A 15368-nucleotide genomic window follows, 5' to 3' on the forward strand; every position below is an offset into this window, starting at 1 on the left:
GGCAGGGGGATCACCCGCCCTGCCACGCCGCTTAGCAACGGTCACTCCGTCGCCGCCGCGCCCTCGCTGTCGCCGGTATCCTCGCCCGTTTCCTCGCCAGCGGCATCCGTGGTCAGCGCCCCATTGGTCCAGGTCCCGCTTTCCTCTTCGCCCGAAGCGTATTTCATCGTGCCCTCGCCCTGGCGGCGGCCATCCACGAAGAACCCTTCATATGTGTCGCCGTTGGCATAGGTCGCCACGCCCTCGCCGGTGATCTCGCCGTTTTCCCAGGCGCCGGTATAGCTGAACCCGTCGGCCATGGTGATCGTGCCCTGGCCGTGGCGCTGCCCGGCGACGAAGCTGCCCTCGTAGACCGTGCCGTCGGGATAGGTCGCGGTGCCTTCGCCCTCGCGCTGGCCGTCGACCCATTCACCCTCATAGCGGTAGCCGTCGGGGTAGGTCATCACGCCCTGGCCGTGATTCTTCGCGTTCTGGAACTCGCCGACATAGGTCAGGCCGTTGGGATAGGTCGTCGTGCCCTGCCCGTCGATCACGCCATCGGTCCACTCGCCCTCATAGGTCGCGCCGTCCGGATAGGTGATCTTGCCATAGCCGTTGGCCAGGTCGTTCTCGAAGGCGCCCTCGTAGACCGATCCGTCGGGATAGGTCACGCGGCCCTGGCCCTCGATCTTGCCCTGCACCCACTGGCCCGAATAGACATAGCCGTCCGACCCGGTGAAGGTGCCCTGGCCGTGACGCAGGTCGTCGACGAAATCACCCTCGTAGACGTCGCCGTTGGCATAGGTCACCTTTCCCTGCCCCTGGCGCTTGCCGGCCGACAGCATGCCCTCGTAGACATCGCCATTGGGCTGGGTCAGCTTGCCCTCGCCGTCGATCTGGCCGTTCACCCAGGTGCCTGCATAGATCAGCCCGTCAGGCATGGTCAGCTCGCCCTGGCCCTCGCGGGCGCCGCGCACGATATCGCCCTTGTAGACCGCCCCGTCGGGATAGGTGATCGTGCCGGTGCCTTCCTTGACCCCGTTCACCCATTCGCCGTCGTAGACATAGCCGCCCGGCGCGGTCATCACGCCGCGGCCATGGTGCATTGCGTTCAGGAACTGCCCCTCGTAGCGGGTGTCGTTGGCATAGGTCGCCACACCCTGGCCGGTGATCTTGCCCTCTTGCCAGTCGCCCTCGTAGGTGCCGCCATCCGAGAAGACGATCTTGCCGACGCCGTCGGGCTTGCCCTTGGCGAACTCGCCCTCGTAGATCGAGCCATTGGGGAACTTGGCCATGCCGCGGCCGCGAATCTCGCCCTCGACCCAGTCGCCGGTATATTCATATCCGTTGGGCAGCCGATAGGTGCCGGTGCCATGCTGCAGGCCGTCCTTGAACGTGCCCTCGTAGACGCCGCCATCCTCGTATTGCTTGGTCTGCACCTCGCCGTCCTGCGCCAGGACCGGCCCGGCCAACGGGGCCGCCGCAAGGCCCGCCGCCAGGGCGGTGGCGCTCAGAAAAGTGGTGAGATTGTTGCGCATAGTGGCTCCGATGTCTCCCTTGCTCGGCCTATGGAACGGGTCCCGAGTGCTGAAAACCTAGCCGCGCGCCCCTTGGCCCGCAATGCCTTTTGCCCAATTCGCCTTTCCCTCACGCAGACGTGCCGGTAATCAGGCCCCAAGGACGAAAGCGAGGCCCCCGATGACCGACAGGTTCCGTATCACGCTGGCACAGCTCAACCCCGTGGTGGGTGATATCGCCGGAAATGCCGCCAGGGCCCGCGAGGCCTGGGAAAAGGGCAAGGCCGCCGAGGCCGATCTCGTGGCCCTGCCCGAGATGTTCGTGACCGGCTACAACACCCAGGACCTGATCGAGAAACCGATCTTCCATCAGACCGCCATCGCCGCGATCGAGGCGCTGGCCAAGGATTGCGCCGACGGGCCCGCGCTGGCCATCGGCGGCCCGGCGCTGGAAGGCGCGGGCCTCTATAACGGCTATTACATCCTGCGCGGCGGCAAGATCGCCAGCCGCGTGCTCAAGCACAACCTGCCCAACGAAACCGTCTTCGACGAGGTGCGCCTCTACGACAGCGGGCCGCTCGGCGGGCCCTATTCCGTCGGAAATACCCGCATCGGCAGCCCAATCTGCGAGGATGCCTGGCACCCCGAAGTGCCCGAAACACTGGCCGAAACCGGCGCCGAATTCCTACTGGTGCCGAACGGGTCCCCCTACTACCGGGGCAAGATGGACACGCGCTTCAACCAGATGGTGGCGCGCGTGGTCGAAACCGGCCTGCCGCTGATCTACCTCAACATGGTGGGCGGCCAGGACGACCAGGTCTTCGACGGCGGCTCCTTCGGGCTGAACCCGGGCGGAGAGATGGCGTTCCACATGCCTGTCTTCGACGAATGCTACGCCAATATCGACATGGTGCGCGGCGACGAGGGCTGGCGCATCGCGGCCGGCGACAAGGCGCATATCCCCGACGATTGGGAACAGGATTACCGCTGCATGGTGCAGTCGCTGCGCGATTATTGCGGCAAGACCGGCTTCGGCAAGGTGCTGCTGGGGCTGTCGGGCGGGATCGACAGTGCCATCGTCGCCACCATCGCCGTGGATGCGCTTGGCCCCGACAACGTGCGCTGCGTGATGCTGCCCTCCGAATACACCTCGCAGCATTCGCTCGAGGATGCAGAGGCCGTGGCCAAGGCGCTTGGCTGCCGCTACGACTACGTGCCGATCTCGCAGGGGCGGCAGGCGATCACAGAAACCCTCGCGCCGCTCTTCGAAGGCACCCAGCCCGACGTGACCGAGGAAAACATCCAGTCCCGCCTGCGCGGACTGCTTCTGATGTCGCTGTCCAACAAGTTCGGGGAAATGCTGCTGACCACCGGCAACAAGTCCGAGGTCGCGGTCGGCTATGCCACGATCTACGGCGACATGGCGGGCGGCTACAACCCGATCAAGGACCTCTACAAGACGCGCGTCTTCGAGCAATGCCGCTGGCGCAACGCCAATCACCGCGACTGGATGATGGGCCCCGAGGGCGAGGTCATCCCCGACCGCATCATCACCAAGCCCCCCTCCGCCGAGCTGCGCGAGGACCAGAAGGACAGCGATTCCCTGCCCGATTACCCGGTGCTGGACGCGATCCTGAACATCCTCGTCGACCTTGACGGCTCGGTCGAGGATTGCGTCGCCGCCGGCTATGCTCGCGAAGATGCCCAACGCGTGGAACACCTGATCTACATCAGCGAATACAAGCGCTTCCAGTCCGCACCGGGCACCCGCCTGACGAAACGCGCCTTCTGGCTCGACCGCCGCTATCCCATCGTGAACCGCTGGCGCGACCGCGGTTGAGCCCGCCGGACCAGCCGTCTCCTCCGGTTCGCCCCCCCTCTCATCGGGGAGGGGTCCAGGCGGCAGCCCAAACGCCCCACTGACAGCCAGCCCGGAACCCGTTAGGCTCCGCCCATGCCCCGCCTGCTGATCGTCTACCATTCCCGCACCAACGGCGCCCGCCAGATGGCCGAGGCCGCCCGTGACGCCGCCGCGGAAGAGATCGAAACGACCTTCCTGCGCGCCCGCGATGCATCCCCCCAGGACCTGCTGGACCATGACGGGTATCTCTTCTGCGCGCCGGAAAACCTCGCCGCGATTTCGGGCGAGATGAAGGAATTCTACGACCGCAGCTATTACGAGGTGCTGGGCAAGATCGAGGGCCGCCCCTATGCCCAGATGGTCTGCGCCGGATCGGATGGCGAAAACGCCGCCCGCCAGACCGCCCGCATCGCCCAGGGCTGGCGCCTGCGCAAGGTGCAGGAGGCGATCATCATCTGCGTGCACGCCCAGACGCGCGAGGCGATCCTGGCCGAGAAAACCATTTCAGACGAGGATCTTGCGCTGTGTCGCGACCTCGGCGCCGCACTCGGTGCGGGCCTCGCCATGGGGGCTTTCTAGTCCGCCGGACGCGATACCCGCAGCGCCACTGCGCGCCCGCAGCAAGCGCCCAGGCGCCGACACCACGCCGCGCCGCCTGTCATTCCCACCAGGGGTCGATCTCGGCGATATCGTCGTCCGACCAGCCGAAATGATGCGCGAATTCATGCACCACGACATGGGCGATCAGCTGATCCAGCGTCACGGCGCCCCGGTCCCGCCATTCCGCAAGGATCGGTTCCCGATACAGCCAGACGGTGTCCGGCCGGTCAGCCATGTCCCAGACCGATTTCTCGGTCATCGGGATCCCGTCATAGAGCCCGGTCAGCTCCATCGGAGAGGACAGGCCAAGGTCGCGGGCCTCCTCCGGGTCGGGCAGTTCGGCAAGGCATAGCCGCACCTGTCGCGCATGGCCCCGGAACGGGTCGGGGAATTCCTCCACCGTGGCCCGCATCACGGCCATGAAATGGTCCTGCGAGACATCCTGCGACGCGTCCTCGGGACCGCCGCGCAAATCCGGATCGGGCGGTGCGCTGTTCATGCCTCACGATATGGCGGCGGCGACAGCCGCGGACAAGTGCCCGCAAGAGCCGCTTGCGCGCAAGCTCAGTCGAAATCGCAGCGCCGCGGGCTCAAAGGCTGATGCGTTCCTCGATCCGGTCATGGATCAGCCCGGCCACCCGCGCCAGGCCCGAACGGACCACACGCCCCTCGGCCTGATCCTCACGCAGTTCGTCCACCGCCTGCAGCAGGACGTGATCCTCTGCCGCGCTGGCGATGCCGTGCAGGAACTGCGTGGCATAGGTGATCGTCGCGCTGTCGACATCATGGCTCAGCGCCTCGGCGACATGGACCAGGTCATCGCGATAGGCCAGCGAATCCGGCTTGATCTCGGTCGTGTCGGCGACGCGCGGCCCCATCGGTCGGCGGTCTTCGGGCAGGTGTTCCAGGATGGCAGCCTGGAATTCGGCAAGGTTGCGGATCGGCTTGGCCAGGAACCCGTCGGCACCGGCCTGCATCGCGGCCTCTTCCATGCCGGTATCGCCGGAGGTGCCCAGCAGGACCCCGACGCGCGGCAGCGACCGTGCGAGTTCCGCGATCAGGTCCAGCCCCGAACCGTCCGGCAGGCCCAGGTCGACGATCACCGCCGAGGGCCGGTAGACCTGAAGGTGCCGGTGCGCGGACCGCAGGCAATCGGCCCGGCGGATACGCGCGCCCGACCGCAGGCACAGCAGGCGCATCGCCTCGCTCGCGTAACGGCTGTCCTCGACCACCAGGATGGTCATGCCCAGCAGTGGCCTCTGGGTGGTTGCGACATGGTCGCGCGGTGCAAGTTCTCGGTCGTCCATGGATGTCTCCTTTCTGGTTCAGACATGCCCCTTTGCACCAACGCTATCTCCATGATGCTGAATCGAGCGTTAACGCCCGCTCACCCGCCCCACACTTTCGTGACGGAAATGCCACGGCGCGGTCCCCCCGCGTCCCCCTGACGCGCTTGCCCTTGCGCCCCCCAGACCCCATAACAACGCCAAATCAGAGAGGAGAGAGACCTGATGATCGGCCGCCTGAATCACGTTGCCATCGCCGTTCCGGACCTGGAGGCGGCAGCAGACCAATACCGCACCGCGCTTGGCGCCAAGGTCGGCGATCCGCAGGACGAACCCGATCACGGCGTCACCGTGATCTTCATCGAACTGCCCAACACCAAGATCGAACTTCTCTACCCGCTGGGCGAAGACAGCCCGATCCAGGGTTTCCTCGACAAGAACCCCTCGGGCGGCATTCACCATGTGTGCTACGAGGTCGACGACATCCTGGCCGCACGCGATCACCTGAAATCCACCGGGGCCCGCGTCCTGGGGTCGGGCGAGCCCAAGATCGGCGCCCATGGCAAGCCGGTCCTGTTCCTGCACCCCAAGGATTTCAACGGCTGCCTGGTGGAACTGGAGCAGGTCTGACATGGGGATCACCTCTGCCCTCGTCCTCTTTGCCGTCATCTGGTGGCTGACCCTGCTGATCGTCGTGCCGATCAAGCTGAAGACCCAGCAGGACATGGGCACGGTCACGCCGGGCACGCAATCCGGCGCGCCCGAGATCCATCACCTGAAGAAAAAGCTGCTGATTACCACCGGCATCGCCGCGGTTCTGTTCGTGATCATCGCGGGGATCATCGTCTCGGGCTGGATCACCGTCGCCGATCTCGACTGGTTCGGACGCGGCACCCCCGCCCCGCGCTAGGGGCTCGCATCGTTCAAGGGTCCCGCGCCACGGCGCGGGACGGCCTTCCGGCAAGGGCTCAGCGTGCGTCCAGCTTGTGGAACAGATGCGTGAAGGTCGCCGCGCCGATGATCGGGATCACCAGGTTCACCAGCGGCAGGGACAGCGGCATCGCCATCAGAATGCCGGCCGCCCAGATCGTCCCCATATGCTTGCGCCGCAGCAGGATCGCACCCTCGCGGCCGACCCGGCGCATCGCCGCCAGAGTGAAATATTCGCGCCCCAGCAGGAACCCGTTCATGCCCCAGAAGATGAAGACGGCGAAGGGCGGGAAGAAGGCGTAAAGCACAAGCGCCATCAGGTTCGCGACGATGATCACCCCCAGAAAGGCCAGCGTGTCGCGGATCGCCTCGGTCAGCGGGGTGTGTTCGACGGGCGGCAGATGCGGGTAATGGCGATCCTCCACGGCCTCTGCCACGTCCTCCAGGAACATCGAGGTGATGGCCGAGGCGACCGGCACCATCAGGAAGACCGACAGCAGGATCATCACCCCGATCGACGACCAGGTCAGCAGGTCCTTCAGCCACGTGACCTCGCCCACCAGCGGGATCGTCGCCTCTTCGCCCACGGCCCATTGCAGGAAGCCCAGGAAGGCCGCGTAGGCCCCGAACAGCAACGCGATGGTCAGCCCGATCCCCAGCAGCAGCACGCGCCGGAACCGTGGATCGCCCAGCTGGCCGAGCGCCGCGAAGAACGACGAAAGGATTACGCCGACAGCCATGTGGTGATCCCCTCCACCTCGGGGCGCGGCCGCTCTGCCGGTGCGGTCTTGAAGCTGCCGATATGCACAATGCCCGCCACCTGTTCCGACGACGAGAGGCCCAGCCCCTCCTCGACGAAACCGCGGTCGAAGGAAATCCAGCCGGTCACCCAGCCCGCGCCCCAGCCCGAGGCCAGCGCGGCATTGACCAGGCTCAGGCACACGGCCCCGGCCGATAGCGTTTGTTCGCGGGGCGGCACCTTTTCGGCCTCGACCGGGCATTCCACCACGACCACGGCCAGGTTGCCCCGGTCGAACTGACCGCGCCCCTTGGCCACGCCCTCCTCGTCCTTGCCCAACGACCGCGCCCGCGCCTCGGCCAGGTCCGCCAGACGCGCCATGGCGGGTTTCTCGATCACGATGAACCGCCAGGGCACCAGCGCGCCATGATCGGGCGACCGCGCCGCCAGGGTCAGCAGCTGGTCAAGCTCGGCCTTGTCGGGCACCGGGGTGGTCAGGACCTTGGGGGAGTGCGAACGTCGCGCGGCCAGGAAATCGAGCGCGGCGGAATTGGCTTCGGGCATGGAAATCTCCGCTTGTTTCGAGGCAGATATCGCCCCTCGCGCGGCGAAGTTCAATGCGCGCGATCCGATGCAAGGGCCGGCGCCCCCGTCAAAAGGAGCGCCGGGCCGCAGGGGTCACAGACCGAACTCGCCCGCAAACTCACCGATCAGCGCGCTGATATGGGCGTTGGCGCGGTCATTGGGCTGACGCGCGGCCACAGTCGGCGCCATCGGATCCGGCGCGGTGCGGGACGAGCCCGACAGGACCTCCAGCACCCGGTGGCCGCAGAAGGGCACGTAGACCTCGGAATAGCCGCCCTCATGCACCATCAGCAGCTTGCCATCGCACAGCCGTTCTGCCGCATCCTTCACCTGCCCGGTCATCGCGCCGAAGGTTTCGACGGTGCACATCATCTGGGCGATCGGGTCATAGATCCCGGCATCGAACCCGCTGGCCACGATGATCACGTCGGGCTTGTAGCGGTCCAGCGCCGGCAGCACGATCCTCTCCATCGTCTCGAGGTATCCGACATGGCCCACGCCCGGCGGCAGCGGGATGTTCATGTTGAATCCCTCGCCCGCCCCGCGCCCCTTGTCGGCCACGTCGCCGGTATCCAGCGGATAGTTCTTCTCCTGATGGATCGAGATCGTCAGCACGTCGTCCCGGTCGTAGAAGATATGCTCGGTCCCGTTGCCGTGATGCACATCCCAGTCCAGCACCGCCACCCGGCCCGCCAGGCCGCGCGCCTTGGCGGCCTCGATCGCGATGGCGATATTGGCCATCAGGCAGAACCCGTTGGGCCAGTCCGGCAGGCAGTGATGCCCAGGCGGCCGCGACAGCGCATAGGCATTGTCCAGATCGCCCGACAGCACGTCCAGCAGCGCCTGCCGCGCCAGGCCGGCCGACAGGGTGGCGATCTCGTAGCCGCCCTTGGCAAACGGCGTCCGCAGGCCCAGCTCTCCGCCGCCCGCATCCGACATCTCCTTGAACTTATCCAGGTATTGCGCCGGGTGCACCCGCTCCAGATCGGCGCGCGGGCACATCTCGGCCGACCGCATCGCCAGGTCCTCGGTGATCCCCGTCACGCTCATCAGGTTGCGCAGCCGCCGCTTGGTCTCGGGGCTTTCGGGCAGCCCTCCGGCGGCCAGCGGCTGCACCAGACCGCCCAGCGGAAAGGTCAGCGCATAATTCCCGCCCGCATGCCAGAAGCACCGCTCATCCCAGTAGAAGCCTGTTGACATCGACCATCCTCTCTTTCACGTCGGACCGACCTTGACCCGGCATCCGACCGGGCTGCAAGCGCGGATCCGCTCCCATGGCGAAAGAGCTTCCCGATCTCACAGACCACGCCCAGAGCGGCGCCGAAATCGCCGTGCGGGTGACGCCCAAGGCCTCGCGCGACCGCATCCTGGATGACGACGGCGCGCTGCGCGTCTACGTCACCGCGGTGCCGGAAAACGGCAAGGCCAACCAGGCGGTGCAGAAACTGCTCGCCAAGGCGCTCGGCCTGCCAAAATCCCGGCTGGAGCTGATCCGCGGCCAGACCAGCCGCGACAAGGTGTTCCGGATCACGGAGTGAAAAACGGCCCGACCGACGGGCCGCTCCGCCTCAATCCTGTTTCGACAGGACCAGCGAATAGCTGCCCTCCGGCAGGTTCATGGCCGCCGCCAGGTCGCGCAGCTGCGACATGGAGATGGTGATTTTCTGGACGCAATCCTGGCGCTCGTCATATTGCTCGACGGTGACGCATTCCTGGAACGCGTTGATCACCAGGTCCTCCTGCAAAGGGGCCTCGCCGTCATCGACGACGGTGATCAGGGTGGAATCGAATTCGTGCTCGATGGTGAACATGTCTCGACGGTACGGCCTGCCCGACCCGCCGCGCAAGCGCGCAAACCGGTCACGCACCGCCGACAGGCACAAGCCCACCGTTGCATGGTTGCATGTCATGCCGAAACGCCCGATAGAATGGCGTTCGACCCCACAGATCAACTCAGCCGACCCCGCAGGTGGTGATGCGCAAACTGATACCCTTCAAGGCTCTCGTGATCCTGGCCGCGCTCGGCCTGGCCGGTTGTGCGATGCCGGTGCCGCCCTCCGCGCCGGGCAATGCCGACACTCCGCTCGCCGATCCGACCAAGGAGGCAGTGCGCGTCGCCGCCAGGCGCTTTGTCACGGCCGCCGAACGGATCGAACCCGTGGCCGAGGCCGCCTGCCGCCGCCAGTCGCCCGATCTGAACTGCGATTACAAGATCGTTGTCGATGACCGCCCCGACGCCCCGATCAATGCCTTCCAGATGCGCGAGAAATCCGGCCAGCCGGTGATCGCCGTCACCGTGCCGCTGATCGCCTACGTCCAGAACGAGGATGAAATGGCCTTCATCCTCGCACACGAGGCCGCCCACCACATCGCCTATCACCTCGACCGCCGCGAAGAGAGCGCCCGCGCCGGCGCCCTGATCTTCGCCCAGGCCGCGGCCACGATCGGCGGGGGCAATGTCGGCGTCGACACCGCCGCGCGGCTTGGCGCCGTGGTCGGCGCGCGCACCTATGCCAAGGATTTCGAGCTTGAGGCCGACGCCATCGGCGCCCGTATCGCCCGCGATGCGGGCTATGACGCGATCAACGGCGCACGCTATTTCGAACGCTCCCCCGATCCGGGCAACCGTTTCCTGGGCACCCACCCGCCCAACTCCCAGCGGGTCGAGGCCGTGCGCCGCGCGCTGGCCAACTAGGGTCACCATCGCGCCGCCCCGGCCCGGCCCCTGCACATCTGTTCCCACCATTTGATCCGGATCAAAGCCCGAATCGATTCGTCCCCTTACGCCTGTCTCCAGACAAACGGGGGACGACCGTATGGCACCTTTGGGAAAGATCACCGATCACATCTGGCTGGTCCGGCGCATGGCCCGGGCCACCGGCACTGATCTCAGCACCGCAATGCAGGACGGCGAGATCAGCAACCAGGATTGGTCGCAGATGGTCACCAATTGCCGCGGCTGCGCCTGTGCCGGCGCCTGTTCCGGCTGGCTCGACCAGCACGAACTGGACGGCACGCGCGACGATGCCCCCGCCTATTGCGAGAACCGGGTCACCTTCGACCGGCTCTCCCGCCAACCCGCCTGATCCCCACATCAGGCAACAGGAGATAACATGGGCTTCTTCAGCAAACTCGACAAACATGCCAGCCTGTTCCAGGGCATGGCGCAGCGCCTCGGCGTCGATTTCGCCGACCGGATCGGCCAGGCCCCGCAGACCAGCGGCGATTACCGCCTCGCGATCCTCAGCTGCACGTCCTGCCAATGCGCCGGCGACTGCGCCACCTGGCAGAACCAGCATGACAATGCGGACGCCGCGCCCGGCTTCTGCCGCAACAAGAGGATGCTGGACAGCCTGGCCCAGGCCTGACGGCCAAAGAGATACCGATTGTCACCGAGGCGCACGCCGGGTTTGAGGGAACCCTGGCACATCGTGGGGCTGCCTCGTGAGGATCGGACACGCGCCGGTGTAGGGTTGAGGGGCCCCGCACCGGCGCTTTTTATTGCCCCATACGAACCTTGAGGGGGAACGTCAGACCAGACGGCCCCAGAGGTCGTATTCGCTGGCCTCGTCGACCTCGACCGTGACGATATCGCCGGGCGACAGGGCCTCTGCCCCCTCGTCGATGAAGAGGTTGCCGTCGATCTCGGGCGCATCGGCCTTGGTGCGGCAGGTGGCGACGCCATCGGCATCCACCTCGTCGACGATCACGTCCTGGCGGCTGCCGACCTTGGCGGCCAGCTTGGCCTCGGAAATCGCCTGTGCCTTTTCCATGAACCGGTCCCAGCGGTCCTGCTTGACCTCCTCGGGCACGTGATCCGGCAGGTCGTTCGACCGCGCCCCATCCACGTTCTCGTATTGGAAGCAGCCGACGCGATCCAGCTGCGCCTCGTCCATCCAGTCCAGCAGGGTCTGGAATTCCTCTTCCGTCTCGCCCGGATAGCCGACGATGAAGGTCGACCGCAGGGTGATGTCGGGGCAGATGTCGCGCCATTCCGCGATCCGGTCCAGCGTGCGTTCGGCAGCCGCCGGCCGCGCCATCCGGCGCAGCGTGTCGGTATGGGCGTGCTGGAACGGAATATCGAGGTAGGGCAACACCTTGCCCTCAGCCATCAGCGGGATCAATTCGCGCACATGGGGGTACGGATAAACGTAATGCAGCCGCACCCAGGCGCCCAGCTCTCCCAGTTCGCGGGCCAGGTCGGTGACATGGGCGCGCACCTCGCCCCCCTTCCATGGTGACAGGTCATGGCGACGGTCCACCCCGTAGGCCGAGGTATCCTGGCTGATGACCAGCAATTCCTTCACCCCCGCCTCGACCAGCTTTTCGGCCTCGCGCAGAACCGCGTTGGCGGGGCGCGACACCAGCCGCCCGCGCATGTCGGGAATGATGCAGAACTTGCACTTGTGGTTACAGCCCTCGGAGATCTTCAGATAGCTGTAATGGCGCGGCGTCAGCGACACGCCCGAGGCCGGCAGCAGGTCGATGAACGGATCGGGCGCGGGTGGCACCGCACCATGCACCGCATCCAGCACCTGCTCGTATTGATGCGGCCCGGTCACGGCCAGCACCTTGGGATGCGCGCCGGTGATGAACTCGGGCTCTGCCCCCAGGCAGCCGGTGACGATCACCTTGCCGTTCTCGGCCAGCGCCTCGCCGATGGCGTCCAGGCTTTCCGCCTTGGCCGAATCGAGGAACCCGCAGGTATTCACGATCACCGCATCCGCCCCCGAATAATCCGGCGAGATCGCATAACCCTCGGCCCGCAGGCGGGTCAGGATGCGTTCGCTGTCCACCAGCGCCTTGGGGCAGCCTAGCGACACCATCCCGATCGAGGGCTGGCCCTCGCGGCGGCTGTCATCGAAGCGCGGCGTCGGCGCAAGGTCGGGTCTGAGATCAGGAGGATTCTGGGCCATGACGCCGCCTATAAGGGCTTTTGGCTCTTTTGCAATGGGCAGCCTCGGGGTTGAGCAGCTGTGACTTGCCGCGCGCCGCCCCCGTGTTAGTCTGCCCCTGCTGATCTGAGCGAAAACTTGCTGCGGGAGCGGGCATGCGTCTCATCAAATTGCTATTCGGCCTTGTCGTGGTCTTTGTCCTGGTCCTCGTGGCGGGGCTTCTGCTGTTGCCGGGCGACCGGATCGCCAGCATGGCCGCGGATGAGCTCAGCCGCCGCACCGGGCGCGACGTGCAGATCGCGGGCGATGCCAATATCTCGTTCTGGCCGGAACTGGGCGTGACCGTCGGCGCGCTGCGCATCGCCAATGCGGACTGGTCGGAAAACGGCCCGCTTTTCCAGGCGCAATCGGTGACCATCGGTGTCGATGCCGCGGCCCTGATCGGCGGCGACATCAAGATCCGCGGCCTGCGCGCTGAAGGGCCCGAGATCCTGCTGGAACGCAACGAAGACGGCGTCGGCAACTGGGAAATCGCGTTTGGCAATGGCAGCGAAACCGTCGCCGGGACCAGCGACAGCGCGCCCGCCGCCTCGTCGGCCGAACCGGCCGCGCCGCCCGCCTCGCGCCTGTCCGCCTTCACCCTGGACGAGGCCAGGATCACCGGCGCCTCGGTCTACCTGCTGGACCGCCAGGCCGGCACCGAATTCAGCCTGCGCAATATCGACTTGGCGCTGGCCTATCCCCGCGCGGGCGGCCCCGCCGATGTCACCCTGACCCTGCGGCCCAATGGCGAACCGATCACGCTGGACGGCCAGGTGCAGAACCCGCTGGTTCTGGCCGATGGCCGGATCAGCCCCGTCGTGATGGACGTCACCGCCCCCGGCGCCAAGGGCCGGTTCGAAGGCCGCGCCAGCATCCTGCCCGAAGCGCAGGGCAGCCTGTCGCTGGATGTCACCGATACCGGCAAGCTGGCCGTGGCGCTGCGTCAGGCCAATCCCGGCCTGCCCGCCGGGCTGGGCCGCGACGTGAAGCTGACGACGCAGCTGACCCTGACCCGCGATGGCCAACTGGCCCTGCGCGAGGGGCAGATCACCTCGGGCACGAACAAGGCGACGCTGGCCGCCGATCTCGATACGTCGGGTGCGCGACCCCGGCTCAACGCGCAATTGGTGGCCAACGCGCTGGACCTCAGCGCCCTGACCTCCGGGCCCGCGGCGTCGGGCAATGCCGCGGCCCCTGCCGCGGCGGGCTGGTCCACCGCGCCCATCGACGCCTCTGCCCTCGGGCTGATGGATGCCGAAATCGCGCTGACCGCCCCGTCGGTCAAGACCGGCATCACCGATCTGGGCACCACCCGCATCCTGATCACCATCGACCGCGCCCGCGCCGTTGCCTCCCTGCGCGAGGTGCAGGCCTTCGGCGGCACCCTGACCGGAGAGCTGGTGGCCAACAACCGCTCCGGCCTGTCGGTCGGCGGCAAGATCAATGCCAGCACCATCGCCCTGCAAAAGGCCCTGACCGACCTTGCTGGGATCACCCGCTTCACCGGCGACGCCTCGGCCAATCTCAGCTTCCTCGGGGTCGGGCAGAACATGGCCGCGATCATGAACTCGCTGTCGGGCGACGGGTCGATCTCCACCGGGCGCGGCACGATCGAGGGTATCGACCTGGACAAGCTTTTCCGCTCCGGCGATGTCACCGGCGGCACCACGATTTTCGAGGAAACCACCGCCAGTTTCTCCATGCAGGACGGCGTGGTCTCGAACGACGACCTGCGGATGAAACTGTCGCTGATCGAGGCGACGGGTGAAGGCAAGATCGGCCTCGGCCAGCAGAATATCGACTACCTCTTCACCCCGATCGCCGCCCAGGCCCGCGACGGGCGCGGCCTGGCCCTGCCGGTCACGATCCGCGGCCCCTGGGCCAAGCCCAAGATCTCGGTCGACCTGGAAAAGGCCATTCAGCTGAACGCGGCAGAGGAACGCAAGCAGCTGGAAGAAAAGGCGAAACAGGAAATCGGCAAGAAGCTAGGCGTGGAAATCCAGGAGGGCGAACGCCCCGAGGACGCCCTGAAACGCAAGCTCGAGGAAGAGGCCAAGCGCGGCCTCCTCAACCTCTTCAAGTAAGCCTCAGACCAGGCGTGCCGCCAGACGCTGGCGCGCCGCCTCGTCCAGGCCGATCCGCTCAAGATAGGCCACCGGGCCACCATACTTTTCGTCCAGATGCACCAAGGTCTTGGCCATCGTGTGCGGCTCCGACGCGATGACACGGCGGGCGCGGTCGGCACTGGCGCCGCGCTCCTGAATGGCGCTGCGCAGCCGGTCCATCAATGGCTTGCCCAGCCGTTCGGTCAGCGCGTATTCGGCCACCACGACGTCACGCGGCACGCCCGCATTGGACAGAAGCAGCGCCGCGATGATCCCGGTGCGGTCCTTGCCGGCGGTGCAGTGGAAATAGACCCCGCCCTCTTCGGCTTCCGCGATATGCCCCAGGACCGAGGCGATGTTGTCCTGGCATTCGTCCAGCGCCCGGCGATAGCGATAGCCCATGTCGAACCCGCCCTCGTCGCGATCCGCCTCCTGCGCCATCTGGTCGATCGGCGCCAGCCCGGCATAGAGCGGGATGTTGACGTAGCTGACCCGCGGATCCCCGGCCAAGGGGTTGGGATCGGTGTCGACCTCGCCCAGCATCCGCAGGTCGACGACATGGCGCAGCCCGCGTCCGATCAGGTCGTCGCGATGCGGCGCCTCGATCCCTGTCAGGGCGCAACCGCGCCAATACCCGTCATCGCGCGTCATCTGCCCCGACTCCGTCCGGTAGCCGCCCAGCGACCGGATGTTGTGCACGCCGGGATAGGGCAAGGCTTCGGTGGTCAGGGCAATCGTCATGGGCTGTCTCCGCGTTTTGGCGGCAAGGTGGGGGCAAACGCGCCGGATGACAAGCCCATCCTGAGACTTGTCAGGGCCGCACCGCTGC

The 15368-nt window shown here is 66.6% G+C and carries 18 protein-coding genes; 9 read left to right on the forward strand and 9 right to left on the reverse strand.

Annotated features, from left to right (window positions below; all coding sequences use genetic code 11):
* Nucleotides 1-41: 41 nt before the first annotated feature.
* A complete protein-coding gene (locus ATO9_RS10710) occupies nt 42-1517 on the reverse strand; it encodes an MORN repeat-containing protein (RefSeq protein ID WP_052418240.1) in 1476 nt (491 codons plus the stop codon).
* Nucleotides 1518-1677: 160 nt separating this feature from the next.
* On the opposite strand from ATO9_RS10710, the gene ATO9_RS10715 reads away from it, so the two are divergent.
* Nucleotides 1678-3336, forward strand: coding sequence for an NAD+ synthase (locus ATO9_RS10715; protein ID WP_043748274.1), 1659 nt, complete (start codon nt 1678-1680; stop codon nt 3334-3336).
* A 114-nt stretch (nt 3337-3450) separates the two neighbouring features.
* Nucleotides 3451-3936, forward strand: a complete 486-nt coding sequence (locus ATO9_RS10720; protein WP_043748276.1) for a flavodoxin family protein — start codon at nt 3451-3453, stop codon at nt 3934-3936.
* 79 nt (nt 3937-4015) lie between these two features.
* Here the strand turns inward: ATO9_RS10720 and ATO9_RS10725 are convergent, their stop codons facing one another.
* Both ATO9_RS10725 and ATO9_RS10730 read right to left on the reverse strand, forming a co-directional pair.
* Nucleotides 4016-4456: a metallopeptidase family protein gene (locus tag ATO9_RS10725; protein ID WP_420329718.1), complete on the reverse strand. Its 441-nt coding sequence runs from the start codon at nt 4454-4456 to the stop codon at nt 4016-4018.
* A 91-nt stretch (nt 4457-4547) separates the two neighbouring features.
* Entirely contained in the window at nt 4548-5264 is a 717-nt protein-coding gene (locus ATO9_RS10730) for a response regulator (RefSeq protein WP_043748279.1), read from the reverse strand.
* 204 nt (nt 5265-5468) lie between these two features.
* Between ATO9_RS10730 and mce the strand changes: the two genes are divergently transcribed.
* Both mce and ATO9_RS10740 read left to right on the forward strand, forming a co-directional pair.
* Nucleotides 5469-5873 (forward strand): methylmalonyl-CoA epimerase, encoded by a 405-nt coding sequence (gene mce, locus ATO9_RS10735; RefSeq protein ID WP_043748281.1) that lies wholly within the window; start codon nt 5469-5471, stop codon nt 5871-5873.
* Between the two features lies 1 nt (nt 5874).
* Entirely contained in the window at nt 5875-6153 is a 279-nt protein-coding gene (locus ATO9_RS10740) for a DUF1467 family protein (protein WP_043748284.1), read from the forward strand.
* A gap of 58 nt (nt 6154-6211) precedes the next feature.
* Here ATO9_RS10740 and ATO9_RS10745 read toward each other — a convergent pair whose 3' ends face one another.
* From ATO9_RS10745 to ATO9_RS10755, 3 genes are all read right to left on the reverse strand, one after another.
* Nucleotides 6212-6913: an EI24 domain-containing protein gene (locus tag ATO9_RS10745; protein ID WP_043748286.1), complete on the reverse strand. Its 702-nt coding sequence runs from the start codon at nt 6911-6913 to the stop codon at nt 6212-6214.
* Complete coding sequence (locus ATO9_RS10750) at nt 6898-7476, reverse strand: nitroreductase family protein (RefSeq protein ID WP_043748288.1); 579 nt, start codon at nt 7474-7476, stop codon at nt 6898-6900. Before ATO9_RS10750 ends, ATO9_RS10745 begins: the two co-directional genes overlap by 16 nt.
* Before the next feature lie 114 nt (nt 7477-7590).
* Entirely contained in the window at nt 7591-8697 is a 1107-nt protein-coding gene (locus tag ATO9_RS10755; RefSeq protein ID WP_043748290.1) for a class II histone deacetylase, read from the reverse strand.
* Between the two features lie 74 nt (nt 8698-8771).
* Between ATO9_RS10755 and ATO9_RS10760 the strand changes: the two genes are divergently transcribed.
* Entirely contained in the window at nt 8772-9035 is a 264-nt protein-coding gene (locus ATO9_RS10760) for a DUF167 domain-containing protein (protein ID WP_043748292.1), read from the forward strand.
* A gap of 30 nt (nt 9036-9065) precedes the next feature.
* Here ATO9_RS10760 and ATO9_RS10765 read toward each other — a convergent pair whose 3' ends face one another.
* A complete protein-coding gene (locus ATO9_RS10765) occupies nt 9066-9308 on the reverse strand; it encodes a hypothetical protein (RefSeq protein ID WP_043748294.1) in 243 nt (80 codons plus the stop codon).
* A gap of 164 nt (nt 9309-9472) precedes the next feature.
* Here ATO9_RS10765 and ATO9_RS10770 point away from each other — a divergent pair, with 164 nt between their 5' ends.
* From ATO9_RS10770 to ATO9_RS10780, 3 genes are all read left to right on the forward strand, one after another.
* A complete protein-coding gene (locus ATO9_RS10770) occupies nt 9473-10192 on the forward strand; it encodes a M48 family metalloprotease (protein WP_043748297.1) in 720 nt (239 codons plus the stop codon).
* A gap of 121 nt (nt 10193-10313) precedes the next feature.
* The gene (locus tag ATO9_RS10775) at nt 10314-10583 is read left to right on the forward strand and encodes a DUF6455 family protein (RefSeq protein ID WP_043748298.1); all 270 of its coding nucleotides are present in this window, start codon (nt 10314-10316) and stop codon (nt 10581-10583) included.
* Nucleotides 10584-10610: 27 nt separating this feature from the next.
* Complete coding sequence (locus tag ATO9_RS10780; RefSeq protein ID WP_043748300.1) at nt 10611-10865, forward strand: DUF6455 family protein; 255 nt, start codon at nt 10611-10613, stop codon at nt 10863-10865.
* A 162-nt stretch (nt 10866-11027) separates the two neighbouring features.
* On the opposite strand, the gene rimO is transcribed toward ATO9_RS10780, so the two are convergent.
* Nucleotides 11028-12413, reverse strand: a complete 1386-nt coding sequence (gene rimO / locus ATO9_RS10785) for a 30S ribosomal protein S12 methylthiotransferase RimO (RefSeq protein WP_043748303.1) — start codon at nt 12411-12413, stop codon at nt 11028-11030.
* A 134-nt stretch (nt 12414-12547) separates the two neighbouring features.
* Here rimO and ATO9_RS10790 point away from each other — a divergent pair, with 134 nt between their 5' ends.
* Complete coding sequence (locus tag ATO9_RS10790; RefSeq protein ID WP_043748305.1) at nt 12548-14518, forward strand: AsmA family protein; 1971 nt, start codon at nt 12548-12550, stop codon at nt 14516-14518.
* A 3-nt stretch (nt 14519-14521) separates the two neighbouring features.
* Here ATO9_RS10790 and ATO9_RS10795 read toward each other — a convergent pair whose 3' ends face one another.
* Nucleotides 14522-15280, reverse strand: coding sequence for a tyrosine-protein phosphatase (locus ATO9_RS10795; RefSeq protein WP_052418241.1), 759 nt, complete (start codon nt 15278-15280; stop codon nt 14522-14524).
* Nucleotides 15281-15368 lie beyond the last annotated feature (88 nt).

The organism is Pseudooceanicola atlanticus, assembly GCF_000768315.1.
Taxonomy (GTDB): domain Bacteria; phylum Pseudomonadota; class Alphaproteobacteria; order Rhodobacterales; family Rhodobacteraceae; genus Pseudooceanicola; species Pseudooceanicola atlanticus.

What these genes read in the sequence shown, in the direction of transcription:
- ATO9_RS10710 (WP_052418240.1), bottom strand. Translation starts at nt 1,517, where the DNA reads ATGCGCAACAATCTCACCACTTTTCTGAGCGCCACCGCCCTGGCGGCG.
- ATO9_RS10715 (WP_043748274.1), top strand. Translation starts at nt 1,678, where the DNA reads ATGACCGACAGGTTCCGTATCACGCTGGCACAGCTCAACCCCGTGGTG.
- ATO9_RS10720 (WP_043748276.1), top strand. Translation starts at nt 3,451, where the DNA reads ATGCCCCGCCTGCTGATCGTCTACCATTCCCGCACCAACGGCGCCCGC.
- ATO9_RS10725 (WP_420329718.1), bottom strand. Translation starts at nt 4,456, where the DNA reads ATGAACAGCGCACCGCCCGATCCGGATTTGCGCGGCGGTCCCGAGGAC.
- ATO9_RS10730 (WP_043748279.1), bottom strand. Translation starts at nt 5,264, where the DNA reads ATGGACGACCGAGAACTTGCACCGCGCGACCATGTCGCAACCACCCAG.
- mce (WP_043748281.1), top strand. Translation starts at nt 5,469, where the DNA reads ATGATCGGCCGCCTGAATCACGTTGCCATCGCCGTTCCGGACCTGGAG.
- ATO9_RS10740 (WP_043748284.1), top strand. Translation starts at nt 5,875, where the DNA reads ATGGGGATCACCTCTGCCCTCGTCCTCTTTGCCGTCATCTGGTGGCTG.
- ATO9_RS10745 (WP_043748286.1), bottom strand. Translation starts at nt 6,913, where the DNA reads ATGGCTGTCGGCGTAATCCTTTCGTCGTTCTTCGCGGCGCTCGGCCAG.
- ATO9_RS10750 (WP_043748288.1), bottom strand. Translation starts at nt 7,476, where the DNA reads ATGCCCGAAGCCAATTCCGCCGCGCTCGATTTCCTGGCCGCGCGACGT.
- ATO9_RS10755 (WP_043748290.1), bottom strand. Translation starts at nt 8,697, where the DNA reads ATGTCAACAGGCTTCTACTGGGATGAGCGGTGCTTCTGGCATGCGGGC.
- ATO9_RS10760 (WP_043748292.1), top strand. Translation starts at nt 8,772, where the DNA reads ATGGCGAAAGAGCTTCCCGATCTCACAGACCACGCCCAGAGCGGCGCC.
- ATO9_RS10765 (WP_043748294.1), bottom strand. Translation starts at nt 9,308, where the DNA reads ATGTTCACCATCGAGCACGAATTCGATTCCACCCTGATCACCGTCGTC.
- ATO9_RS10770 (WP_043748297.1), top strand. Translation starts at nt 9,473, where the DNA reads ATGCGCAAACTGATACCCTTCAAGGCTCTCGTGATCCTGGCCGCGCTC.
- ATO9_RS10775 (WP_043748298.1), top strand. Translation starts at nt 10,314, where the DNA reads ATGGCACCTTTGGGAAAGATCACCGATCACATCTGGCTGGTCCGGCGC.
- ATO9_RS10780 (WP_043748300.1), top strand. Translation starts at nt 10,611, where the DNA reads ATGGGCTTCTTCAGCAAACTCGACAAACATGCCAGCCTGTTCCAGGGC.
- rimO (WP_043748303.1), bottom strand. Translation starts at nt 12,413, where the DNA reads ATGGCCCAGAATCCTCCTGATCTCAGACCCGACCTTGCGCCGACGCCG.
- ATO9_RS10790 (WP_043748305.1), top strand. Translation starts at nt 12,548, where the DNA reads ATGCGTCTCATCAAATTGCTATTCGGCCTTGTCGTGGTCTTTGTCCTG.
- ATO9_RS10795 (WP_052418241.1), bottom strand. Translation starts at nt 15,280, where the DNA reads ATGACGATTGCCCTGACCACCGAAGCCTTGCCCTATCCCGGCGTGCAC.